Origin of the sequence: Mannheimia kashgarensis, assembly GCF_041807705.1 — a bacterium.
GTDB lineage: Bacteria > Pseudomonadota > Gammaproteobacteria > Enterobacterales > Pasteurellaceae > Mannheimia.
On record NZ_JBGTYY010000031.1, the window covers coordinates 1 to 23,456 of the forward strand.

A 23,456-nucleotide genomic window follows, 5' to 3' on the forward strand; every position below is an offset into this window, starting at 1 on the left:
TCGGTTTTTGTGATGAAAGTTATCGGCTCTCTAAGCTACACAACGAAGTGCTTTCAAGGGACGAGACGAGATGCCGATAACGGGTTGTGTTGCTTAGTTTAACTCATTTGAGATATACAAGGGACAGGTCCTGTGCCTGTCCGTCTATTACAGTTTATTTTTGGACGGGCACAGGACCCGTCCCTACGAGTTTGTTAATATTATTAAAAAGTTTAGCGGAAATTGCAAAAAAATCTCAAAATCAGACCGCTTATTCGCTATACTTAGACGTATTTCTTGATTATTTCGTAAAATTGATGGTACAAGCGTTCACGCTTGTACTTCATATTCTAAATTTAGCTAACAGAGGACACTATGCTCAAAATTTACAACACCCTAAAACGTGAAAAAGAAGAATTTAAACCGATTAATCCAAACCAAGTAGGAATGTATGTGTGTGGTGTAACGGTTTACGATCTTTGTCATTTTGGGCACGGTCGAACCTTTGTTTCTTTTGATGTGATTGCACGCTATTTGCGTTATGCAGGCTACAATTTACACTATGTGCGCAACATTACCGATGTGGACGATAAAATCATTAAACGTGCATTAGAAAATAACGAAACTTGCGATCAATTAGTGGAAAGAATGATTGCCGAAATGCACAAAGATTTTGATGCGTTAAACATTCTTCGCCCTGATGTTGAGCCACGAGCAACACAGCATATTCCAGAAATCATCGCAATGGTTGAAAAACTGATTCAGAACAAACACGCCTATGTGGCGGCTGATGGCGATGTGATGTTTGATGTTGAATCATTTAACAAATACGGGGCATTGTCTCGCCAAAACTTAGAACAGTTGCAAGCAGGTGCAAGAGTTGAGATTAAATCGGTGAAGAAAAACCCAATGGACTTTGTGCTTTGGAAAATGTCAAAAGAAGGCGAGCCAAGCTGGGAAAGTCCTTGGGGCAATGGTCGCCCAGGCTGGCATATTGAATGTTCGGCAATGAATAGCAAAGAATTAGGCGAACATTTTGATATTCACGGCGGTGGTTCGGATTTAATGTTCCCGCACCACGAAAACGAAATCGCTCAATCTTGCTGTGCTCACGGGGGCGATTATGTAAACTATTGGCTACATACGGGAATGCTCACGATTGATAAAGAGAAAATGTCGAAATCACTTGGCAACTTCTTCAGCATTCGCCATATGCTAGGCTTATATGATGCAGAATCACTACGCTATTTCTTCCTTACCGCACATTATCGCTCATTGCTTGATTACAGCATAGATAACTTAGATCTTGCTCGTTCCGCACTTGAGCGTTTATACACCGCACTGCGTGGCTGTGATGTATCAGGCGAAGCCATTGGTGGAGAGCAATATGTGGAAGCCTTTAAAACCGCAATGGACGATGACTTTAACACGCCAGGTGCATTAGCGGTATTATTTGAAATCGCTCGTGAACTAAATAAACTCAAAACCGAAGATATGGCAAAAGCTAATGGTTTAGCGGTTCGCTTAAAAGAGTTAGCTGGCGTGTTAGGCTTATTAGAACAAGATCCAGACACATTCTTAAAAGGCGATGCCAATGATGATGAGGCAGCAGAAATTGAAGCTTTAATCAAACAACGTAATGAAGCCAAAGCAGCTAAAAACTGGGCGGTTGCGGACGAAGTGCGTGATAAACTTAAAGCGATGAGTATTGTGTTGGAAGATACACCGAAGGGCACGACTTGGCGTAAAGGATAAGAGATAATTGCCCCTAAAAGTTGGACTAAATAACCCACCGATTAAGGGACTGGTTTTTAAACAGGCAAATGATTAAATTTTAGGGGCTGTCCTAGATAACGACTAAAACATCCATTTAGGTTAAGATAACCCAATGAGAAAAAGTCGTCTAAGTCAGTACAAACAACATAAACTCATTGAGCTGTTTGTAGCAGGTGTCACTGCTCGAACAGCGGCTGAGTTGGTGAATGTAAACAAAACCACCGCTGCCTATTACTTTCACCGTTTGCGATTGCTCATCTATCAACATAGCCCTCATCTGGAAATGTTTGAGGGTGAAATTGAAGCGGACGGAAGTTATTTCGGTGGTGCTCGCAAAGGTAAACGAGGGCGTGGTGCCGCAGGCAAAACTGCCGTATTTGGGCTGTTAAAACGTGATGACAAGGTTTATACCGTTGTCGTACCAAATACGCAATCTGCCACACTTTTGCCGATTATTCGGGAGAAAGTGAAGCCAGACAGCCTTGTTTACGCCGATTTTTATCGAAGCTATGATGTGCTTGATGTGAGTGAATTTAACCATTTTCGTATCAATCACAGCACACACTTCGCTGAAAATCACAATCACATTAACGGAATTGAGAATTTTTGGAGCCAAGCAAAACGCCATTTGCGTAAATTTAACGGCATACCTAAAGCTCATTTTGAGCTGTATTTGAAGGAATGCGAATGGCGTTTTAATCACAGTGACTTAAAATCTCAAATTTCTATTTTAAAACAATTGGTTAGGGGTTGTTTAAGTTGGTTATCTAGGACAGCCCTAAATTTTATAGTTGGAATTTCAACGGAGAAAGTTATCTATAAACTTATAAAAGTTATAGAAAATGGAGGCATTTTTGCTTAAAGTATGCTATCTATTCATATTAATTGCATAGTTAATCAACAGCTGAAGAAAAATGAGAAGTAGATCATAAAATCAACAAAAAGTCCGTGTTTTTTAGCTAAAGATTGTTAAACTCTTTTGTGTTACAAGTTTTTAACATAAAGGAGTTTTTTATGTCTACTTCTCAACAACTCATCCAACAAACCGAACATTTCGGTGCCAATAACTACCTACCTCTACCTATTGTTATTAGTAAAGCTAAAGGCATTTGGGTTGAAGATCCTGAGGGTAATCGCTATTTGGATATGCTTAGTGCCTACTCAGCGGTTAATCAAGGGCATTGTCATCCAAAAATTGTACAGGCACTAAAAGATCAAGCAGACAAAGTAACGCTGACCTCTCGAGCATTTTATAACGATCAACTTGGTATTTGGTATGAAAAAATCTGCAAACTCGCTAATAAAGAGATGGCATTACCGATGAATACGGGTGCAGAAGCGGTAGAAACAGCGATTAAAACTGCTCGCCGTTGGGGTTATGATGTGAAAGGAATTGCAGAAAATCAAGCAGAAATCATCGCTTGTGTTGGCAATTTTCACGGACGTACAATGGCTGCAGTATCTCTCTCGTCTGATCCGGATTATAAACGTGGTTTCGGGCCGATGTTAGGTGGCATCAAACTTGTTCCATACGGTGATTTAGAAGCATTAAAAGCTGCGATTACACCAAACACAGCAGCGTTTTTGGTTGAGCCAATCCAAGGTGAAGCTGGCATTCTTATTCCACCTGAAGGTTTCTTGGAACAGGCTTATGAACTATGCAAAGAGAATAATGTGCTGTTTATTGCTGATGAAATTCAGGCAGGTCTTGGGCGTACTGGCAAGTTATTTGCAACAGAATGGGAAGGCTTTGAGCCAGATATTTATATTCTAGGTAAAGCACTTGGTGGCGGGGTGTTCCCAATCTCTTGTGTGTTAGCAAATCGTGATATTTTAGGCGTATTCAATCCTGGCTCGCACGGTTCGACATTTGGTGGTAATCCATTAGCCTGTGCGGTATCTATTGCCTCAATTGATGTACTGTTGGAAGAAAAACTTGCAGAGCGTTCCCGTGAGTTAGGTGAATACTTCTTGGCAGAGCTGAAAAAAATCCAAAATCCAATTATTAAAGAAGTTCGTGGACGTGGACTGTTTATTGGCTTGGAGTTACATCAACCAGCACGCCCATTCTGCGAAAAACTCAAAGAAAAAGGCTTACTCTGCAAAGAGACCCACGATACAGTTATCCGCTTTGCTCCCCCTTTGGTGATTGAAAAATTCAATTTGGATTGGGCATTGGAGAAAATTCGGGAGGTGTTGGCTTAATTGTCATTTTCTCTATATTTTATCCTGCCAAATCGCCTTTAACCCTTTTTGGCAGGAAGCAAAACAGTTGTAAGATGCTGATTTTGCAAACTTTTTCCAAAAATCAACCGCTTGTAAAAGGTGGCTTTATGTCAAACAGAACAGAAATAACAGACCAAAATATCCGAATCCCGTTTCGCTATGCTATATTGCCTGTGATTATTATGGTATCGATTATGGCGGTGGCTATCATCAAATTTGAAGCCTCACCTCACGTTCCGTTGCTTATTGGGGCAATTAGTGCCGCTGTGATTGCAATGGCACATGGCTACCGTTGGGAGACAATTGAAAAAGGAATTTATAGAGGCATTCGTATGGCTTTACCAGCGATTGTTATCATTATTATGATTGGGCTAACCATCGGAGCTTGGCTAGGTGGTGGAATTGTAGCTACGATGATTTACTACGGCTTGAAATTGATCTCTCCGTCGCTGTTTTTAGTAACTATCTCAATAATTTGTGCTATTGTGACCCTTGCGATTGGTAGCTCGTGGTCTACAATGGGAACAATCGGTGTAGCGGCGATGGGGATCGGGTTTAGTCTCGGCATTCCGGCACCGATGGTTGCCGGTGCGGTGATCTCAGGAGCATATTTCGGCGATAAAATGTCGCCACTGTCAGACACTACCAATCTGGCAGCAGGGATTACCGAAACCAATCTGTTTGAACATATCCGCCATATGTTTATCACTACCGTGCCGGCGTTCCTGATTGCGTTATCTGTCTATTTCTATTTTGGTATGGAATTTAGAGCCGAAAATCTCGATCTTGCTAAAATTGAAGACATTATGCAGGCAATGCAGGAACATTTCTTGATTTCGCCTTGGTTGCTATTAGTGCCTTTATTAGTCGTGGTGTTGGTGGCAAAAAAAGTGCCTGCCTTACCGGCATTAGCTGCAGGGATAATTCTTGGTTGGCTCTGCCACGTTTTTGTGCAAGGCGGTGATGTCAGCGTAGCAGTGATTACTCTGCACGACGGCTATAAAATTGAGAGCGGCCACGAGATGATTGATAAGCTGTTCAACCGTGGTGGGATCGAGTCGATGATGTACACCATTTCCCTTACGATTGTTGCGATGACTTTTGGTGGCATTGCAGAGCAAGCTGGAATGTTACATTCAGTAGTGGAAAAAATCCTTACCCTTGCAAAATCAGCAGGTAGCTTAATTAGTGCTACGATTGTATCGGCATTTATTACCAACGTAACGACATCTGAGCAATATATTTCTATTTTATTACCAGGCAGAATGTATATAAAAGCCTATAGGGATAAGGGACTAAGTTCGAGAAACCTTTCTCGTGCATTGGAAGACGGAGGAACAGTTACTTCGGTTCTTGTACCTTGGAATACCTGTGGTGTTTATGCGTTCTCAATGTTGCAAGTGAGTGCTTTTGAATATGCACCGTATGCAATAATGAATTGGCTCATTCCACTGATTGCGATTGGCTTGGCAACCTTGAATATCAAAATTGAGCGATTGCCACCGGAAGAATTAGCCAAAGAACCTGAGGAAATTACTCTGCCAAAACGTGGTTGTTGTCCATAATTTATCTAAATAGTATTTAATAACAATAGGTTAAGTTAAATAACAAGCGGTCGGTTTTATCTTAAAATTTGCAAGTTTATACATAAATTTGATCGCTTGCTGTATAGAAAGGAAAAATGATGTCATACCAACTTTTACCTAACACCACTATCCGTCTTGAATTGAGCCGTCATTACCGCTTTGATGAGCAAACCCTGGTGCAAAATCTGATAGAACAAGCACATTGTGATGAACAGGCTGATAACATTAAAAAGCTCACTACCCAATTAGTCGGTAAAGTCCGAACTGCACGCCAGAAAGCAAGCGGGGTTGATGCGTTAATGCACGAATTTTCACTCTCCAGCCAAGAGGGGGTGGCGTTGATGTGCCTTGCCGAAGCATTACTACGCATTCCTGACACCGCCACTGCGGATAAATTAATTCGAGACAAAATTGCCAAAGGGGATTGGCGTTCACACACCGGCAACAGCCCCTCTCTGTTTGTGAATGCAGCGGCGTGGGGCTTGGTGATTACCAGCAAATTGGTTTCAACCCACAGCGAAAGCTCACTCTCATCAGCACTTTCACGCCTGATCGCCAAAGGTGGAGAACCGCTGATCCGCAAAGGTGTGGACGTAGCAATGCGTATGCTCGGCAAGCAATTTGTAACGGGCGAAACCATTCAACAGGCGATTAAAAACGGCGAAAAACGCTTCGCAATGGGTTATCGTTACAGCTACGATATGCTGGGCGAAGCGGTACTCACCGCCGAAGATGCCAAACGCTATTACAACGACTATGTTGCCTCTATTCACGCTGTGGGTGCCACCTCGAAAGGCTTGGGCGTGTATAAATCCTCGGGTGTGTCGGTCAAACTCTCCGCCATTCACCCTCGTTATTCCCTTTCCCAACACCAACGTGTGATGGACGAACTCTATCCACGTCTGAAAGAACTGTTCTTGCTGGCGAAAAAGTATGACATCGGCTTGAACATTGATGCCGAAGAAGCCGACCGCCTCGAATTGTCGCTTGATTTGATGGACAGACTGCTTGCCGACCCTGATTTGGCAGGGTTTAACGGCATTGGTTTTGTGGTGCAGGCGTACCAAAAACGTTGCCCGTATGTGATCGAGCATTTAATTGAGACCGCCCGTAAACATAACCGCCAGCTGATGATCCGTTTGGTAAAAGGGGCGTATTGGGACACTGAAATTAAACGAGCTCAAACTGATGGTGCAGAGGGCTACCCTGTTTTCTCACGCAAGGTGCATACCGACTTAAATTACATTGTTTGTGCGAAAAAATTATTGGTGGCACAAGATATTATTTATCCACAATTTGCTACACATAACGCTCAAACTCTCGCCACCATTTACCACTTGGCACAGGGCAAACGTTTTGAGTTTCAATGCTTGCACGGTATGGGAGAGAGCTTGTACGACCAAGTGGTTGGCAGCGATAATCTTAACGTGCAATGTCGCATTTATGCCCCTGTCGGTACTTATCAAACCCTGCTTGCCTATTTAGTACGTCGCTTGTTGGAAAACGGAGCGAACAGCTCATTTGTTAGCCAAATTGTGGATGAAAATCTCAGTGTAGATGATCTGGCTCAAGACCCTGTTCAAAAAGCAGAACTGACCAATGGCACTATGCACCCGAAAATTCGATTGCCAGTCGATTTATTTGACGACAATCGTGTTAATTCCAAAGGCTATGATTTAACTGATGCAGTAAGCCTACAAAATTTAGAAAATGCCCTCAATGAACTTACCAAGCAGCATTACCGTGCTGAACCACAGCTGGCAAATGATAATACAAGCGGTCAAGAAAGCCGAAAAATTTACAATCCAGCGAACCAAGCTGAATTAGTCGGCGAAGTGATTGATGCCACCGAAAACGATATGGAACAGGCGTTTGAAAGTGCGGCAGCGTTCCAAAGTGAATGGGCGAATACTTCCCCTGCGGTGCGTGCCGAGTGCTTAGAAAAAATGGCGGACTTGATGGAAGCCAATATGCCACAACTATTCGATTTGGCGGTGCGTGAGGCAGGCAAAACGCTCAACAATGCAATTGCTGAAGTGCGTGAAGCCGTCGATTTCTGTCGTTATTATGCCAAAGAGGTACGCAACAACATTGAAGCATACAAAAATCCGCGTGGCATTGTAGTAGCAATTAGCCCGTGGAACTTTCCGTTAGCGATTTTTGTGGGTGAAGTTTCATCTGCGTTGGTGGCAGGCAATGTGGTACTAGCAAAACCAGCTGAACAAACTTCGTTAATGGCACATTATGCTGTCAGCCTTTTCTACCAAGCAGGTGTGCCGAAAGCGGCGTTGCAATGCTTACCGGGTAGAGGAAAAACGGTTGGGGTGGCGTTGGTGGCAGATCATCGTGTGAACGGCGTGATTTTTACTGGTTCAACAGAGACAGCTAAAAACATTAACCGCAATTTGCACAAAAACGAGAAAATTATACCGCTTATTGCCGAAACTGGCGGACAAAATGCAATGATTGTTGATAGCTCGGCACTGGGCGAGCAGGTTGTGATAGATGTTTTAAACTCCGCATTTGACTCAGCAGGGCAACGTTGTTCGGCATTGCGTGTGCTGTATCTGCAACGTGATGTTGCCGATCACATTCTCACAATGCTCAAAGGGGCAATGGCGGAGTTGAAAGTTGGTCTTCCACAACACTTAACTACCGATGTCGGACCAGTAATCGATAAAGTCGCACAACAACGCTTGCTCGATCATATTGAAAATCTCAAAAAATCGGCGAAAAGTTACTATCAGGTGGCTATCTCCTCTGAAATTGCCGAAAATGGTATTTTCGTACCGCCAACGCTGTTAGAAATAGATCATATCAGCCAGCTTAAACACGAAGTATTCGGACCGGTGCTACACGTTATCCGTTTTGATGCGGATAAACTCGACCAAGTGATTGCCGACATAAACTCCACAGGTTTCGGTCTAACCAGCGGTTTGCATAGCCGAATTGATGAAACGGTGGATTTATGGTTGAAATCTGTCCACGCTGGAAATCTGTATGTAAACCGTAACACGGTAGGGGCTGTGGTCGGCGTACAGCCATTCGGTGGAATGGGATTATCAGGAACTGGGCCGAAAGCTGGCGGGCCGCTCTATCTACAACGTTTAGTAAACCGCCAAGAATGGACATTGAACGGTTTACAGGGCAATGCACAAGCGGTCGATTTTGACTTAAATTTTGCAATCCGCAAGGTTCTAAGTGGAGCTGAGCAGCAAACGGCGTTAGATCTGGCCAAAAGCCTTGCACGCCGCTCGCCACTCGGAAAAACCTACCCAATGCAGGGCATTACCGGCGAGAAAAACGAGATGATTTTTGTGGCTCGCCCACAGATTGGGATTGGCAAAGGTGATTTGGCTTCACAGGTGCAAGCCTTGATTGCCATTGTAACGGTCGGCAGCCAAGCGGTGGTAGAAAAATCAAGCGAGCTGGCAAAACACGCCTCTGCCTTTGGTAAGAAATTACAGGTGGTGGATGATTTCAACTGTCTTGATCACCTCAGCACACTCATTGTGCTTGACCCGCTTTCTAGTGAGGAAAAATTGCATCACGCCGAACGCAAAGGGGCGATTTTGACCTACATCGAAGGGCTGGATTTAGCGCTCTCACTGCTGCCGTTGGTACACGAGAAAGCAATCAGCATCAACACCGCTGCCGCAGGGGGAAATGCCAGCTTAATGAGTGAAATGGATTAAGCAACAAACAAAAGAGTATAAGAGGGCAGATCACAATGATCTGCCTTTTTATTTTAAATATTATTTTTAAGCTATGATGAAAACCAATCATACAAAACCGTAATTTATTTCAAGTGCAATCTATTATTTTATGCGTTATGCTTATTTGGAATAAAAAAATTAGGCTAGTTAATTGACATAGCATTCTAGACGTCTAAAATAATGCAGAATAGAACGATTAATCAAAATTGGATAGTAGAAAATGATTCAGCTGAAAAATATCAGCAAACAATTTGAGGTAAAGGGTAAAAAAATTACCGCTCTTGATAATGTAAACCTTGAAGTTCCAAGAGGCACTATTTATGGTGTCATTGGGGCATCGGGTGCGGGGAAGAGTACCTTAATTCGTTGCGTAAATTTATTAGAACGCCCGACAATGGGGCAAGTGATTGTGGATGGGCAAGATTTAACCGCAATGTCGGACAAAGAGCTGATTAAAGCTCGTCGTAATATTGCGATGATTTTCCAACATTTTAATCTGCTCTCATCACAAACCGTGTTTGAAAATGTGGCGTTATCGTTGCGTTTAAGCAATACACCAAAGGAGCAAGTTGAGAAGAAAGTTAATGAACTATTGGATTTAGTTGGCTTAACGGATCGTAAAGATGTTTATCCAGCAAATCTTTCCGGTGGGCAAAAACAGCGTGTTGCCATTGCTCGTGCATTGGCAAGTGATCCGCACGTTCTATTGTGTGATGAAGCCACCAGTGCGCTAGACCCTGCAACCACGCAATCAATTTTGCAGTTATTAAAAGATATTAATAAACGTTTAGGTTTAACCATTTTGTTAATCACGCACGAAATGGAAGTGGTGAAACGTATTTGTGATCGTGTGGCGGTAATTGATAGAGGTCAGTTGATTGAATCCGGTTCGGTAAGTGAAGTTTTCTCAAACCCGAAAACAGAACTGGCTCAAAAATTTATTCAATCAACATTCCATTTTGATTTGCCGCAGGAGTATAGAGAGCAACTTTTAAACTCACCAACGGAAAATAGCAAACCAATTATCAAATTTGAGTTTACTGGGCGTTCGGTTGATGCTCCGCTGCTCTCAACAGCATCAAAAAAATTCGGTATTGATTTTAGTATTTTGATGTCGCAAATTGACTATGCAGGTGGAGTGAAATTTGGGTTTGTGATTGCAGAAGTTAGTGGTAATCCGGATTCTATTGCAGAAGCAAAATTTTATTTAATGGATAATAATGTAAAAGTAGAGGTGTTAGGCTATGTGGGCTGATTTTTTAAGAGAGATGACGCCACAAATGTGGGGCTTAGTATGGGAATCTACTTTTGAGACTATCTATATGGGCTTTGTGGCGACAGCATTGGCGGTCATTATTGGTTTGCCGATTGGTTTTTTAGCTTTTTTAACAGGTAAAGGTGAAATTTTAGAAAATCAAAGATTGCATCAAATTTTAGATGTGGTTATTAATATCGGGCGTTCAATTCCGTTTATTATCTTGTTGATTATTTTATTGCCTTTTACTCGCTTAATTGTTGGCACAACACTTGGCACAACGGCGGCGATTGTTCCTTTAAGCGTGTCTGCCATTCCGTTTTTTGCACGTTTAACTTCAAATGCGTTGCTTGAAATTCCGTCCGGATTAACAGAAGCGGCAAAATCAATGGGGGCAACGAATTCGCAAGTCGTTACAAAATTCTACCTGCCGGAATCTTTGCCGATTTTGATCAACGGTATTACTTTAACCCTAGTTGCGTTAATCGGCTATTCTGCAATGGCAGGAGCTGTGGGTGGCGGCGGTTTAGGTAATTTAGCCATTAGTTACGGTGAACACCGTAATATGGTCTATGTAAAGTGGATTGCAACTATCATTATTGTAGCGATTGTAATGGTAAGCCAAAAATTAGGCGATACCTTAGCAAAACGTTATGATCATCGTTAATTTTTTATAAGTAGAGGTTTTTTATGAGTTTCAAGAAGATTTTAGGTGTAGCATTGGTTTCTGCATTAGCATTAACGGCGTGTAAAGATGAGAAGAAAGCAGAGCCTGCAGCAGCTCCGGCTTCTGCAAAAATCAAAGTAGGGGTAATGTCTGGTCCTGAGCATACTGTTGCAGAACGTGCAGCACAAATTGCAAAAGAGAAATATGGTTTGGAAGTTGAGTTCGTATTATTCAACGATTACGCATTACCAAATACCGCAGTAAGCAAGGGCGATTTAGATGCAAATGCCTTCCAACACAAACCTTATTTAGATAAAGACAGCCAATCAAAAGGGTTAAATAACTTAGTGATTGTAGGTAATACCTTTGTTTATCCATTAGCAGGTTACTCTAAAAAAGTAAAAAGTGCTGCTGAGTTAGCAGAAGGAGCGGTAATTGCAGTGCCAAATGACCCTTCAAACTTAGCCCGTGCCTTAATTTTATTAGAGAAACAAGGCTTAATTAAGTTAAAAGATAACACTAACTTATTCTCAACTTCGTTAGATATTATCGAAAATCCGAAAAACTTAAAAATTAAAGAAGTGGATACTTCAGTTGCAGCGAAAGCATTGGACGATGTTGATTTAGCGGTAGTAAACAATACTTACGCAGGGCAAGTAGGTTTAAATACCCAAGATCACGGTGTATTTGTAGAAGATAAAGAATCGCCATATGTGAATATTATTGTTGCCCGCCAAGACAATAAAGAGGCAGCAAATGTACAAAACTTTATTAAATCTTACCAAACTGAAGAAGTTTACCAGGAAGCACAAAAACACTTTAAAGACGGTGTGGTAAAAGGTTGGTAATCCAATTTAACGGCGGTTAAACGCTTGTTTAATCGCCTTTTTTATACTCAAAACGTTGCATAGGAGCAAATATGAACTTTAAAAAATTATTAGGCGTGGCGTTAGTGTCTGCACTAACTCTGACTGCTTGTAAAGATGACAAAGCACAAACCGCAGCAACAGCTAAAGCGGAAAAACAAGCCCCGTTAAAAGTTGGGGTTATGACTGGGCCTGAAGCCCAAATGACTGAAGTTGCAGTGAAAATTGCCAAAGAGAAATATGGCTTAGAAGTAGAATTAGTGCAATTCACTGAATACACTCAACCAAATGCTGCATTACACGCAAAAGATTTAGATGCGAACGCTTTCCAAACTGTGCCATATATGGAACAAGAAATGAAAGATCGTGGCTATAAATTAGCTATTATCGGCAATACGTTAGTATGGCCAATTGCAGCATACTCTAAAAAAATTAAAAATATCTCTGAATTACAAGATGGTGCACAAGTTGCTATTCCAAACAATGCAAGTAACACCGCTCGTGCGTTGCTATTACTTCAGGCTCACGGATTGTTAAAGTTAAAAGATCCTAACAACGTATTCGCAACAGAAAACGATATTATTGAAAATCCGAAAAATATCAAAATTGTTCAAGCTGATACCGCATTGTTAACCCGTATGCTAGATGATGTTGAATTAGCAATTATCAACAATACCTACGCAGGTCAAGCAGGTTTAAGCCCGGATAAAGATGGTATCATCGTAGAATCTAAAGATTCTCCGTATGTGAATTTAGTGGTTAGCCGTGAAGACAACAAAGATGACCCACGTTTACAAACTTTCGTGAAATCATTCCAAACTGAAGAAGTGTTCCAAGAAGCGTTAAAATTATTTAACGGTGGTGTGGTAAAAGGTTGGTAATATAGAGATTACCTAGATAGAAGTAAGGCATAGCGATAAAACTATGCCTTATTTTTTATTGTGTAGTTGCTTCTGTTGGAGTAGTTTCAGTCGGAGCTGCTTCTTGAGGTTTTGCTTCTGCTGGTGCTACTTCAGGTTGAGGAACCTGGGCATATTTTGCTCTTAATGCATTCTCCAGTGTTTGTCCTTCTTCCGCTAACTGATTAAGTTTAGTTTGTAGTTTGCCGAAGGTTTTATGGGCTTCAGGGGTTGGATTTTTCTCCATACTAGCCCCTTCAATAATCATTTGAGTACCTAAAGTAAGCACTTCCAGTATTTTGTCTTTAAGTGCTTTTACTTCACTATTTTGAATATTTAGGGCTTCAGCACTTGCCTTAATGCTATCAAGCTGGGCTAGTAATGTTTTATTAACCGTTTCTTGCATAACTGTAGGATCAGCTTTTTGTTTTTCTGTAAGACCATCTGTTGCTGTTTGAATAGCGTCATTTAATGCTTTTTCTTGAGTATCTTGCCAATCACGGAAGATTTGATAATCTGCTGCACCGGTATTTGCCGACTTAACTTCTTCTTTTTTTACCTCAGAGGCTTGTGTTTGCTCCGGTTTTTGTTTGCTTGGTTCAGTAGTCGGTTTTTCACAAGCGGTCAAAAAAACTGCAAATAATGCAGATAAACTAATTTTAGAAAGTGTGTTCATAATCGTCCTTAAGTCCGTAAAAAAAGCTAGAGCAAAATCTCTAGCTTTCGATATTATACTAATTATTTAGCTGAAAATCTTTTTTCTACTTCAGCACTAATTCTTTGTAACTCAGTATTTACTTCAATTAATGCTTCAGCTTTTTTCTGTGCTGATTGTCTTAGTGCTTCATCAGTTGGGTTTGCTAACACTTTTACTTGCTCGTTAAGCACTTCGCTTGAAAGTGTTAGAGCTGATTTACTTTTCTCTTTTAATTCTTTCAGTTGAGCATCAGATACATCAACAGCGTCTAAACTTTTTACAGTTGCTTCTACTTTTTGATTGAATGCCACTAAGCCTTCTTGCATTTGTTTAGGATCTTGCGTTGCTAATTTTTGTTGTAATTCAGCTTGTGCTGCTTGCATTGATTTCTTTTGTTCTGCGTTCCAAGTTGCTAATTTCTGGTAATCAGCTTTTGCTGCCTCACTTGGTGTTGCAATTTGAGTTGTTTCTGCTGATTTGGTGGTTTCTATAGTTGTTTGTACTGGTGCAGTTTCTTCTACTTTTTGTGCCGGCTTTTCACAAGCTGCTAAAAATAAAGCCACTAAAGCGGTTGCACTAATTTTAGTAAATTTGTTCATTAAAATAATTCCTCAAAGAATATAAAAATAAAACCCAAAAGGGGCGGTTATTGTACCAACTAATAGACAGATAGTCTTAAAATTAGTTCATAAAAGATGAAATCTTTACGCTATTTCAATCTAATTTACATTTTATAGATAAATGGCTTGTTGAATTAATAGCTTTTTGGCAAAAGGGAGTTGATTGGTCATACTTAATCCAACGCCTCTTACTAATTTTTTCAATGGGTGGTTGTCATTGAAAAGCTGTTTTAGTCCTTCCATTGCGGTTAATAATTTGACTGCTTCTGCTTTGCGAATGCGTTCAAATTGACGTAAATGGCGATATTCGCTAAGATCGTTACCGTTGCTAATATGCTTTTGGATTTCATCTGCCAGTGTTTTAGCATCGGCAAAGCCTAAATTTACTCCAAGTCCTGCTAATGGGTGGATAGTGTGGGCTGCATCGCCAATTAATGCAATGCGAGATTGCGCAAAATCACGGGCAAAGCGTGCGGTAAGCGGGTAAATTTCACGCAAACTTTGCAATTCGCATAAGCCGAGTTTATTATCAAATGCGATAGTTAATGCCTTATTAAACTCCTCTTCGCTTGCATTTTTTAATTCATTCGCTTTATTCGGTGGAAGTGACCAAACAATAGAGCAGAGATTTTCATCAGCCATCGGCAGGAAGGCTAAAATGCTATCTTCAGCAAAAATCTGACGAGCTGTTTTCCCGTGTGCTTCGGTTGTTTTTACATTGCATACTAAAGCGGTGTGTTGATAATCTTTGCTGGTTAAAGGGATTTTAGTTTGATTACGCACCCAAGAATTTGCTCCATCAGCACCCACCACTAATTTAGCTGAAATCATCTCGCCGTTATCGAGTGTTAAAAATGCCCCATTTTCGCTTACACCTAATGTTTTCGGGGTTGCGATAATATATTCCACATTGGATTGCTTAGAAATCTGCTGCCAAAGAGCGTGTTGGATAACCGCATTTTCAATAATAAAGCCAAGTTGCGATAAGCCTAACTGCTTAATTTCAGCATCGTTATTATCAAAATGAATGTTGGCAAAGCTATCTTTTTCCCATACAAACATTTCGGTATAAGGAGAAAGACGATATTCAGGAATTTGCTGGAATGCGCCAATTTGCTCCAACATTTTTTGGCTTGAGGCATTGATAGCACTAACTCGATGGTAAGTTTTGCTATCATCAAATTGAGGTGTGTTTTTTTCAATAATTGTGATTTGGCAGTCGGTCTCTTTTAATAGCCCTGCAAGAGCAAGCCCAACCATTCCGCCGCCAATAATAACGATATCTGCAGATTTCATAATGAGTTGTAGGGGCGGTGCCCTGTGCCCGCCCTAAAAATGATTGAAAATGAGGGAGGGCACAGGACCCTCCCCTACGGGTTAATTTGTTGATTTATGATGTTTTTCCAAACTTTTATGGCGAATTTGCACATTCTTACCTTTCGCTTGGAAATATTTTGCTAATTGCTCGGCAATAAATACAGAGCGATGTTTGCCGCCAGTACAACCAATGGCAATAGTCAGGTAACTACGGTTATTTTGCTCTAACATTGGCAGCCACATTTCTAAATAATTGCGTGTTTGGTAGATGAAATTATGTACATCGGTTTGGCGTTCTAAAAAATCAATTACAGGCTGTTCTAAGCCTGTCATTGGCTGAAGCTCAGGATTCCAATGTGGATTTGGTAAAAAGCGAACATCAAACACATAATCGGCATCGGCAGGTAAGCCATATTTAAAACCGAAAGATTGGAAAATAATTTTTAGCTCTTTATCACTCGAACCTTGTAATAAATGGCGTAGATTTTCTGCCAATTCGTGTGAAGAGAGGTTACTGGTATCAATAATATAGTTCGCATTTTGCACTAACGGTTCGAGTAATTTCCGTTCGAGATCAATAGCCCCTTCTAACGAAAGATCATCTTGTGTAGAAAGTGGGTGAATGCGGCGAGAGTCGCTATAACGGCGAATGAGCGTATTACGATCGCAATCTAAGAAGATAAATTTAGCATTCAAGGGCTCAAGCTGAGTGAGTAATTCTTCAATCGCATTCGGTGTATTCGGCAAATTGCGAATATCTAAGCTGATGACTGCGGAACGATTTTCTTGGGCAAGGTAGTAAGTTAAGGTTGGAATTAACGCCAAAGGAATATTGTCCACGCAGTAATAGCCTGTGTCTTCTAATGCTCTTAATGCAACTGACTTACCCGAGCCGGAATGCCCGCTGATAATGATTAATTCCATATTGCCTCACTATTATTCTTGATCTTTGGGGTGATTATCAGCATACACTAAAATCTGCCAAATATCTTCTGCTGACTCTGCTGCTCGGAGCTGTTTTAATAAGGATTTATCTGATAATTGTTTAGCAATTTGTGGTAAGCAACCTTTATATTGTTCGCAGCTATTTTCCGGGAACATAATAGCATAGATTAAATCAACGTCTTTATGGTCTTGTGCTTCGTAATCAATCGCTTCTTCTAATTGCAAGAATATGGCGGTGGGCTTTTCAAGTATTACGGATTCACAAGCGGGTAATTTGGCGTGAGGAAGAGCAATCCCTTGATTTAACCCGGTTGTGCCGAGCTTTTCCCGTTTAAAGAGATTACTAAAGCATTCAATAGGGCAGAGTATTTCACTCTCTTCGTGCGAATGTTGTTTAGCGTGATTAATAGATTCCGCAACCACTTTTCCAACTAACTCTAATGCCCGTTTTTTACTTGAAACTAATACACCCTGACGAATATTCTCAGGGCTTAAAAATTCCGTTAATTTTGTCATAATTTTTCATCTAAAGATGAAATCCCCTAAAAAGGAGATTTAGTTAAAGTTTGAATTGATCGCCTAAATAAACACGTTTTACATCAGGGTTTTCAAGCACTTGTTGTGGCGTACCGCTGGCAATCATCTCGCCGCTCCCTACAATATAAGCACGCTCGCACACATCTAAGGTTTCACGCACGTTATGGTCAGTAATTAATACACCTAAACCACGTTCTTTTAAATTCACGATAATTTTTTTTATGTCGATTACCGAGATGGGATCAACCCCTGCAAAAGGCTCATCTAACAGGATAAATTTAGGATTTGCCGCCAATGCACGGGCAATTTCCACACGGCGGCGTTCACCACCAGAAAGCGATTGTCCTAAGCTATTGCGGATATGTTCAATGTGGAACTCGGCGATCAGCTCTTCTGCACGGGCTTTTCGCTGTTCGTTATTAATATCTTTACGCACTTGCAGTACAGACATTAAATTATCATACACGCTTAAACGGCGGAAAATCGAAGCCTCTTGTGGAAGATAGCCAATACCTTGTTTTGCACGGTCGTGCATTGGTAATGTGCTGATATCTTCATCATCAATACGGATTGTGCCGTGGTCGTGACGAACCAAACCCACAACCATATAGAAAGTGGTGGTTTTACCTGCACCGTTCGGACCGAGCAAACCCACGATTTCGCCTGATTTGACATTCAGGCTGACGTCTTTTACCACTTGGCGTTGTTTATAGCTTTTTGCTAAATGTTCGGCATAAAGCACAGACATATCATTTAACCTTATTTTTTCTTGTTATCTTGAAGTTCATTTGGAATTAGCACGGTTTTCACTCGGGCTTTACCGCCACTGGTAGCTTTAAGTTGTTGTTTTTTCACATCATAGGTAATTTTATTGGCTTTAATAAAGCTACCTTGTTGTTTGAGTTCCGCATTGCCAATCAGAGTTAAAAATTCAGAGTTTAAATCATAATGAACGCTGTTGCCTTTACCGTTTACCGGTTTACCGTTATCTAAGGTTTGTTGGAATGTTACAGGTGAGCCTGTAGCGTCAATAGTTTCTTTTTTACCTTCTTGACGGGTGATTTTGACGTTTGCTGCGGTCACTTTAATCGACCCTTGAGTGATAACGACATTATCGCTAAAAGTGACGATATTGTTCGTCATGTCCAACGATTGGCTACCCGAATCAATGTTAATCGGCTGATCGGTATCGCCTTTTAGAGCATAAGCAGAAAAGCTGCTACTTAGTAGCACGCTCACTAAAATAGATTTAAATATTAATTTCATTTTTATTCCTTGTTCCAAGCAAATTATTCTTTGGTTTCTTTAATAATCGTCGGTTCAATGTAAGATTTTACATCTTTTTGCAAAGTCGCAACTTGTTGTTTTAAGTTACCTTTTAATCCAACCCCCGTTGTAGTAAAACCGGAACCTATCGATTTGACCGTACTTTCGGTAAAAATATCCTGCGTGTTTAAATCAACAGTTAACGTATCGGTAGTGATTTGCTGTAAACGTGATGCAGGATCTAACGCATCAAGTTTGATATTCCCTTTTAAATTCAACAGTTTTTCTTTGGTAATTTCCGCATAATCGGCACTCACTTTCCACTGTTTTTGTGTCGATTCTTTGGCAAAAAGCTCAATAAAAGGCTTAAAAAATTCAGTGCGTTCAGTCGATTCGTAGCGTTTAATTTCAGAAGCCTGAGCGAAATATTGTGGGTTTCCTTTTAAATCATAAACGGTGGTGGACATTTTATTTCCCACATATTCAGGCTGCCCTTCCTTTTTAATAAGCTGATCAAGCCCCGTATTCTCTTTCTCTTGTAAGCTGTAATACCAGCCACCAAGCACGGCAACAATAATCAGTAAAATAACGGTTAAACGTTTGTTCATAATCCAAAAATAATCTAAAAATAGTGTTTGATTGTAGCACAGATTTGAATAGGGATATAGTACAGCGTAAAAAGTGCAAAAAAGTGAGAAAAAATAACCGCTTGTAGGGCTAAAAACTGACAAGCGGTTGAAAACTCGGATTTTTTTGCAACTTTATTTAAAGGTTGCCCAAACAGGGGAGTGGTCAGATGGTTTTTCCATTGCCCGAATCTCTAAATCAATGCCGGTTTCGACACAACGTTCGGCAAGCATTTTAGAGGCTAAAATTAAGTCAATCCGCAGCCCACGGTTATCATCAAAGCCTTTTGAGCGGTAGTCAAACCAAGAGAATTTATCGTTTACATCCGGGTTGGCGACACGGAAAGTATCCACTAAACCATAGCTGTGTAAACGGTCTAACCATTCACGCTCTTCAGGTAAAAACGAACATTTACCGTCACGCAGCCAGCGTTTGCGGTTTGGCTCGCCGATGCCGATATCCAAATCAGTCGGGCTGATGTTCATATCGCCCATAATAATAATCGGATTTTCCAGCTTTAATTCGCTTTCCAAGTAGTTCTGCAAATCAGCATAGAATTTTTGTTTTGCCGGGAATTTGGTTTCGTGGCTGCGATTTTCCCCCTGTGGGAAATAGCCGTTTAACACGGTTAAAACGCCGAAATCGGTTTCTATATCTGCCATAATCATTCGTTTTTGGGCATCTAACACATCAGTTGGGAAACCTTTACGCACAGCAAGCGGCTCTTTTTTCGTCAATAAGGCGACACCATAATGTCCTTTTTGCCCGTGATGGAAAACGTGATAGCCTAAATGATTAACTAAATCATAAGGAAAATCTTCATCAGCAACTTTGATTTCTTGCAGCCCCAATACATCGGGTTGGTGTTTTTCAATAATGGCTTCAAGTTGATGAGGTCTAGCACGCAAGCCATTGATATTAAAAGAGATAAATTTCATTCTATATAACCTGAGTTTGTAAAAAATAAATGAAAATAGACCGCTTGTCATCTCTACAAGCGGTCTTTTTCTCGCAAAATTTTGCTTATTATAACTTAAAGTGTCATTGCTGCAATCCAACCGAACACTAATAGTGGAATATTGAAGTGGATAAAGGTTGGTACAACAGAATCCCAAATGTGGTCGTGCTTGCCGTCAGCATTTAAGCCTGATGTTGGGCCAAGTGTAGAGTCTGATGCTGGTGAACCTGCATCACCTAATGCGGCTGCAACACCGACAATCGCCATTGTAGCAAGCGGCGAGAAACCAAAAGAGACACAAAGCGGCACATAAATTGAGGTAATAATTGGCACCGTTGAGAATGAAGAGCCGATACCCATCGTAATAAATAAGCCAACCACTAACATTAACAAGGCTGCCATTTCTTTTGAAGAAATCACATCACGCAGGCTTTCTACTAATGCCGGCACACCGCCTGTTGAATTGACCACGCCGGCAAAGCCTGAAGCGGCAATCATCACAAAGCCGATCATCGCCATTAAACGTAAACCGGCTGAAAATACATCATTACTTTCTTTCAGTTTGAATACGCCACCTAAAGCAAAAATGACTAAGCCGATTAAGCCACCAATAATAGTTGAATTTGTTGCTAATTGTACCGAACAGGTGGCAATAATCGCTAAAATACTAATACCAATATGGAAAGGTTTAACGTTAGCTACTCGAGTTTCAATATCATCAATAGCTGGCTCAGGTGTGTTTTCTATATACACTCGAGGTTTGCGGTATGACACAAAGAATGCAAAAAGTAATCCAATAATCATACCAGATACAGGAATAAACATCGCTTTTGTCATTTCAGCGGTTGTTGTTACCAATTGGAATGGCTCACCTGCTTGGTTAATGTTTTTTACTAAAATACTCTCAATAAAGATTTGCCCGAAACCCGCCGGAATTAACATATAAGTAGCGGTTAAGCCAAATGTTAAAGCACAAGCAACGGCACGGCGGTCAATCTTTAATTTATTCATCACACTTAATAGTGGTGGAATTAAGATTGGAATAAAGGCAATGTGAATTGGAATTAAATTTTGTGAAGACATTGAGAATGCTACTAACACAAATAACACAATATATTTAAACCAGGTTACAGAACGACCTGATGGACTATGTCCAAATGATTTAATCACTTTATAAGCCAATAAATCCGTTACACCTGATTTTGAAAGTGCTACTGCAAAAGCCCCGAGAACTGCGTAATTCATTGCGGTTTCTGCTCCGCCGCCTAAGCCACCGGTGAAACTTTTGATAGTTTTTTCTAATGCCTCGGCAAAACCAGCACCTTCAACCCCTAAATTACCGATTAAACCGCAGGTTAATGCTGAAATAATTAATGCGATAACTACATTAATTCTGAGTAAGCTGAGCACTAACAATACGATAATCGAAATAAAAACTTCGTTTGATAGCATTGTATTTTCCTTAAGTAATAAAAATAGCATTTAATTTACTCAAAAAAATAGTGTTGTCGAGAATTTTTTTAAAATTAGGGAGCTTTTTTGACAATTAAAATTTGGAGTGATGCTATCAATATTTATTTTTTGTGATGTAGATCGCATTTTTGATTGTTGAGATTTGCTAAAATTTATCCACCATTTTTGAGGTGTTGGTATTTAAGAGAGGCTGTAATGAGTGATATTGCACTGACTGTCAGTTTACTATCTTTAGTGGCAGTGTTGGGATTATGGATTGGTCATATCAAAATTAGAGGTGTTGGTTTAGGTATTGGTGGAGTATTATTTGGTGGGTTATTCGTTTCCCACTTTATGTCAGAATTTGGCGTTAAGCTCGATGCTCATACCCTTCATTTTATTCAAGAATTTGGTTTAATTTTATTTGTTTACTCAATAGGGATCCAAGTTGGTCCGGGATTCTTCTCCTCTCTTAAACATTCAGGCTTAAAACTTAATGGTTTTGCTGTTTTGATTGTGCTGTTAAGCGGTGTTCTGGTTGTCCTTCTTCATAAATTTTTCAACGTGCCTCTACCTGTTATCCTCGGGATTTTCTCTGGTGCGGTAACGAATACGCCTTCTCTCGGTGCTGGGCAGCAAGTGCTTGCTGAATTAAGTGGAGAAAGTGTAACCGAAATTATGGGTATGAGCTATGCCATTGCTTATCCGTTTGGGATTATCGGGATTTTGCTGACAATGTGGTTAATTCGCATCATCTTAAAAATTAATATAGATAAAGAAGCAGAAGCCTTTAACCAAGTTCAAAATCAAGGCAAGGAGCAGCTTAGTACTTTAAATGTGCGTTTAACCAACCCAAACATTAATGGTTTAACACTCAAAGAACTGCCTGATTTTGATTTACACGAAGTATCCTATTCACGTTTAAAAAGAGGTGAAGAACTCTCAATTCCCCGAGTGGATACAGTATTACAAGTTGGCGATATATTACATTTAGTGGGCGATCAGGCATCACTGAATAAAATGCAAATTATTTTAGGTGAAGTAGCTGATGTATCTGTTTCAACAAAAGGCACAATTTATCGCTCGGAACGAGCTGTGGTTACTAACGAAAAAGTATTTGGCAAGCAAATTCGCCAGTTAATGCTGAAAGGGAAATATGATGTTGTGATTTCTCGCCTTAATCGTGCCGGGGTAGAGTTAGTTCCAACAGGCGATATGAGCTTGCAATTCGGTGATGTACTGAATTTAGTTGGTCGCCAAGCAGATATTGAAATGGTAATGACGATTATTGGCAATGCTCAGTCAAAATTACAACAAGTTCAAATGTTGCCTATTTTTATTGGGATCGGTTTAGGTGTCTTGCTAGGTTCTATCCCGATTTATTTACCGGGCTTTCCTGTTGCATTAAAACTTGGCTTAGCAGGTGGGCCGCTTTTAGTCGCTCTTATTTTGGCTAGAATTGGCAGCTTCCGCAAACTCTATTGGTTTATGCCACCGAGTGCGAACCTTGCGTTGCGTGAAATTGGTATCGTGCTATTTCTTGCTGTTGTAGGCTTAAAATCAGGGGGACGATTTCTTGAAACCTTACTTAGCAGTGAAGGTATGGAGTGGGTTCTCTTTGGTGCAATCATCACATTCTTGCCGCTTATGATTACAGGCTTAATTGCTAGAATTTATGCCAAAATGAACTATCTAAGCCTTTGCGGATTGCTTGCAGGTTCAATGACAGACCCTCCAGCCCTTGCTTTTGCCAACGAAATCAAAGAAGGTAATGGAGCAGCCGCCCTCTCTTACGCAACGGTTTACCCACTCGTAATGTTTTTACGCATAATGTTGCCACAGGTGTTGGCGATAATGTTATGGGTCTCTAGTGGATAAAAGTAGATATCAAGTATATAAGCTAAAAAGGCGACTGAAAGTCGCCTTTTGTCTTATCTAACTTTTAGGGGCTGTCCTAGATAACGACTAAAACTTCCATTTAGGTTAAGATAACCCTATGAGAAAAAGTCGTCTAAGTCAGTACAAACAACATAAACTCATAGAGCTGTTTGTAGCAGGCGTAACCGC

Annotated in this window: 19 protein-coding genes and 2 pseudogenes; 11 read left to right on the top strand and 10 right to left on the bottom strand. The window is 40.6% G+C overall.

Annotated elements, in window-relative coordinates:
• The first annotated feature begins 354 nt into the window (after positions 1-354).
• The 9 genes and pseudogenes from cysS to ACERCF_RS10605 all read left to right on the top strand — a co-directional run bounded on the left by cysS (position 355) and on the right by ACERCF_RS10605 (position 12,952).
• Positions 355-1,734: a cysteine--tRNA ligase gene (gene cysS, locus ACERCF_RS10565; RefSeq protein ID WP_373625542.1), complete on the top strand. Its 1,380-nt coding sequence runs from the start codon at positions 355-357 to the stop codon at positions 1,732-1,734.
• Between the two features lie 133 nt (positions 1,735-1,867).
• Positions 1,868-2,512 (top strand): annotated as a pseudogene (locus ACERCF_RS10570) (IS1595 family transposase); the annotation flags it as partial.
• A gap of 257 nt (positions 2,513-2,769) precedes the next feature.
• Positions 2,770-3,960, top strand: coding sequence for an ornithine--oxo-acid transaminase (locus ACERCF_RS10575; protein ID WP_249762380.1), 1,191 nt, complete (start codon positions 2,770-2,772; stop codon positions 3,958-3,960).
• A 74-nt stretch (positions 3,961-4,034) separates the two neighbouring features.
• Complete coding sequence (gene nhaC / locus ACERCF_RS10580; RefSeq protein WP_006253407.1) at positions 4,035-5,546, top strand: Na+/H+ antiporter NhaC; 1,512 nt, start codon at positions 4,035-4,037, stop codon at positions 5,544-5,546.
• Positions 5,547-5,665: 119 nt separating this feature from the next.
• A complete protein-coding gene (putA, locus tag ACERCF_RS10585) occupies positions 5,666-9,262 on the top strand; it encodes a bifunctional proline dehydrogenase/L-glutamate gamma-semialdehyde dehydrogenase PutA (protein WP_373625544.1) in 3,597 nt (1,198 codons plus the stop codon).
• Between the two features lie 241 nt (positions 9,263-9,503).
• Positions 9,504-10,538, top strand: a complete 1,035-nt coding sequence (gene metN / locus ACERCF_RS10590) for a methionine ABC transporter ATP-binding protein MetN (protein WP_373625545.1) — start codon at positions 9,504-9,506, stop codon at positions 10,536-10,538.
• Positions 10,528-11,205 carry a methionine ABC transporter permease gene (locus ACERCF_RS10595; RefSeq protein ID WP_373610701.1) on the top strand — a complete coding sequence of 226 codons (678 nt, stop codon included), beginning with the start codon at positions 10,528-10,530 and terminating at the stop codon, positions 11,203-11,205. Before metN ends, ACERCF_RS10595 begins: the two co-directional genes overlap by 11 nt.
• A 23-nt stretch (positions 11,206-11,228) precedes the next feature.
• A complete protein-coding gene (locus ACERCF_RS10600) occupies positions 11,229-12,053 on the top strand; it encodes a MetQ/NlpA family lipoprotein (RefSeq protein ID WP_373625546.1) in 825 nt (274 codons plus the stop codon).
• 71 nt (positions 12,054-12,124) lie between these two features.
• Positions 12,125-12,952, top strand: coding sequence for a MetQ/NlpA family lipoprotein (locus tag ACERCF_RS10605; protein WP_373625547.1), 828 nt, complete (start codon positions 12,125-12,127; stop codon positions 12,950-12,952).
• Positions 12,953-13,007: 55 nt separating this feature from the next.
• Here ACERCF_RS10605 and ACERCF_RS10610 read toward each other — a convergent pair whose 3' ends face one another.
• From ACERCF_RS10610 to ACERCF_RS10655, 10 genes are all read right to left on the bottom strand, one after another.
• Positions 13,008-13,646 carry a lipoprotein Hlp gene (locus tag ACERCF_RS10610; protein WP_373625548.1) on the bottom strand — a complete coding sequence of 213 codons (639 nt, stop codon included), beginning with the start codon at positions 13,644-13,646 and terminating at the stop codon, positions 13,008-13,010.
• 62 nt (positions 13,647-13,708) lie between these two features.
• Positions 13,709-14,266: a lipoprotein HlpB gene (locus ACERCF_RS10615; RefSeq protein ID WP_373625549.1), complete on the bottom strand. Its 558-nt coding sequence runs from the start codon at positions 14,264-14,266 to the stop codon at positions 13,709-13,711.
• Positions 14,267-14,398: 132 nt separating this feature from the next.
• The gene (locus tag ACERCF_RS10620) at positions 14,399-15,583 is read right to left on the bottom strand and encodes an FAD-dependent monooxygenase (protein WP_373625550.1); all 1,185 of its coding nucleotides are present in this window, start codon (positions 15,581-15,583) and stop codon (positions 14,399-14,401) included.
• An 81-nt stretch (positions 15,584-15,664) separates the two neighbouring features.
• Positions 15,665-16,528: an RNase adapter RapZ gene (rapZ, locus tag ACERCF_RS10625; RefSeq protein WP_373625551.1), complete on the bottom strand. Its 864-nt coding sequence runs from the start codon at positions 16,526-16,528 to the stop codon at positions 15,665-15,667.
• Positions 16,529-16,540: 12 nt separating this feature from the next.
• The gene (locus tag ACERCF_RS10630; protein WP_373625552.1) at positions 16,541-17,065 is read right to left on the bottom strand and encodes a PTS sugar transporter subunit IIA; all 525 of its coding nucleotides are present in this window, start codon (positions 17,063-17,065) and stop codon (positions 16,541-16,543) included.
• Between the two features lie 43 nt (positions 17,066-17,108).
• Positions 17,109-17,834 carry an LPS export ABC transporter ATP-binding protein gene (gene lptB, locus ACERCF_RS10635; protein WP_373610709.1) on the bottom strand — a complete coding sequence of 242 codons (726 nt, stop codon included), beginning with the start codon at positions 17,832-17,834 and terminating at the stop codon, positions 17,109-17,111.
• An 11-nt stretch (positions 17,835-17,845) separates the two neighbouring features.
• Positions 17,846-18,352, bottom strand: coding sequence for a lipopolysaccharide transport periplasmic protein LptA (gene lptA, locus ACERCF_RS10640; protein ID WP_373625553.1), 507 nt, complete (start codon positions 18,350-18,352; stop codon positions 17,846-17,848).
• 23 nt (positions 18,353-18,375) lie between these two features.
• The gene (lptC, locus tag ACERCF_RS10645) at positions 18,376-18,960 is read right to left on the bottom strand and encodes an LPS export ABC transporter periplasmic protein LptC (RefSeq protein ID WP_373625554.1); all 585 of its coding nucleotides are present in this window, start codon (positions 18,958-18,960) and stop codon (positions 18,376-18,378) included.
• A 153-nt stretch (positions 18,961-19,113) separates the two neighbouring features.
• Entirely contained in the window at positions 19,114-19,917 is an 804-nt protein-coding gene (xthA, locus tag ACERCF_RS10650; protein ID WP_373625555.1) for an exodeoxyribonuclease III, read from the bottom strand.
• 95 nt (positions 19,918-20,012) lie between these two features.
• Complete coding sequence (locus ACERCF_RS10655) at positions 20,013-21,389, bottom strand: Na+/H+ antiporter family protein (protein ID WP_373625556.1); 1,377 nt, start codon at positions 21,387-21,389, stop codon at positions 20,013-20,015.
• 216 nt (positions 21,390-21,605) lie between these two features.
• Between ACERCF_RS10655 and ACERCF_RS10660 the strand changes: the two genes are divergently transcribed.
• Complete coding sequence (locus ACERCF_RS10660; RefSeq protein ID WP_373625557.1) at positions 21,606-23,267, top strand: putative transporter; 1,662 nt, start codon at positions 21,606-21,608, stop codon at positions 23,265-23,267.
• A 118-nt stretch (positions 23,268-23,385) separates the two neighbouring features.
• A pseudogene (locus ACERCF_RS10665) lies at positions 23,386-23,456 on the top strand (IS1595 family transposase); the annotation flags it as partial.

Excerpts from the sequence above, each read along its gene's own strand:
- lptC (WP_373625554.1), bottom strand. The coding sequence starts at position 18,960 with ATGAACAAACGTTTAACCGTTATTTTACTGATTATTGTTGCCGTGCTT.
- lptB (WP_373610709.1), bottom strand. The coding sequence starts at position 17,834 with ATGTCTGTGCTTTATGCCGAACATTTAGCAAAAAGCTATAAACAACGC.
- ACERCF_RS10655 (WP_373625556.1), bottom strand. The coding sequence starts at position 21,389 with ATGCTATCAAACGAAGTTTTTATTTCGATTATCGTATTGTTAGTGCTC.
- ACERCF_RS10630 (WP_373625552.1), bottom strand. The coding sequence starts at position 17,065 with ATGACAAAATTAACGGAATTTTTAAGCCCTGAGAATATTCGTCAGGGT.
- rapZ (WP_373625551.1), bottom strand. The coding sequence starts at position 16,528 with ATGGAATTAATCATTATCAGCGGGCATTCCGGCTCGGGTAAGTCAGTT.
- ACERCF_RS10595 (WP_373610701.1), top strand. The coding sequence starts at position 10,528 with ATGTGGGCTGATTTTTTAAGAGAGATGACGCCACAAATGTGGGGCTTA.
- ACERCF_RS10600 (WP_373625546.1), top strand. The coding sequence starts at position 11,229 with ATGAGTTTCAAGAAGATTTTAGGTGTAGCATTGGTTTCTGCATTAGCA.
- ACERCF_RS10575 (WP_249762380.1), top strand. The coding sequence starts at position 2,770 with ATGTCTACTTCTCAACAACTCATCCAACAAACCGAACATTTCGGTGCC.
- metN (WP_373625545.1), top strand. The coding sequence starts at position 9,504 with ATGATTCAGCTGAAAAATATCAGCAAACAATTTGAGGTAAAGGGTAAA.
- putA (WP_373625544.1), top strand. The coding sequence starts at position 5,666 with ATGTCATACCAACTTTTACCTAACACCACTATCCGTCTTGAATTGAGC.
- lptA (WP_373625553.1), bottom strand. The coding sequence starts at position 18,352 with ATGAAATTAATATTTAAATCTATTTTAGTGAGCGTGCTACTAAGTAGC.
- ACERCF_RS10610 (WP_373625548.1), bottom strand. The coding sequence starts at position 13,646 with ATGAACACACTTTCTAAAATTAGTTTATCTGCATTATTTGCAGTTTTT.
- xthA (WP_373625555.1), bottom strand. The coding sequence starts at position 19,917 with ATGAAATTTATCTCTTTTAATATCAATGGCTTGCGTGCTAGACCTCAT.
- ACERCF_RS10660 (WP_373625557.1), top strand. The coding sequence starts at position 21,606 with ATGAGTGATATTGCACTGACTGTCAGTTTACTATCTTTAGTGGCAGTG.
- cysS (WP_373625542.1), top strand. The coding sequence starts at position 355 with ATGCTCAAAATTTACAACACCCTAAAACGTGAAAAAGAAGAATTTAAA.
- nhaC (WP_006253407.1), top strand. The coding sequence starts at position 4,035 with ATGCTGATTTTGCAAACTTTTTCCAAAAATCAACCGCTTGTAAAAGGT.
- ACERCF_RS10620 (WP_373625550.1), bottom strand. The coding sequence starts at position 15,583 with ATGAAATCTGCAGATATCGTTATTATTGGCGGCGGAATGGTTGGGCTT.
- ACERCF_RS10615 (WP_373625549.1), bottom strand. The coding sequence starts at position 14,266 with ATGAACAAATTTACTAAAATTAGTGCAACCGCTTTAGTGGCTTTATTT.
- ACERCF_RS10605 (WP_373625547.1), top strand. The coding sequence starts at position 12,125 with ATGAACTTTAAAAAATTATTAGGCGTGGCGTTAGTGTCTGCACTAACT.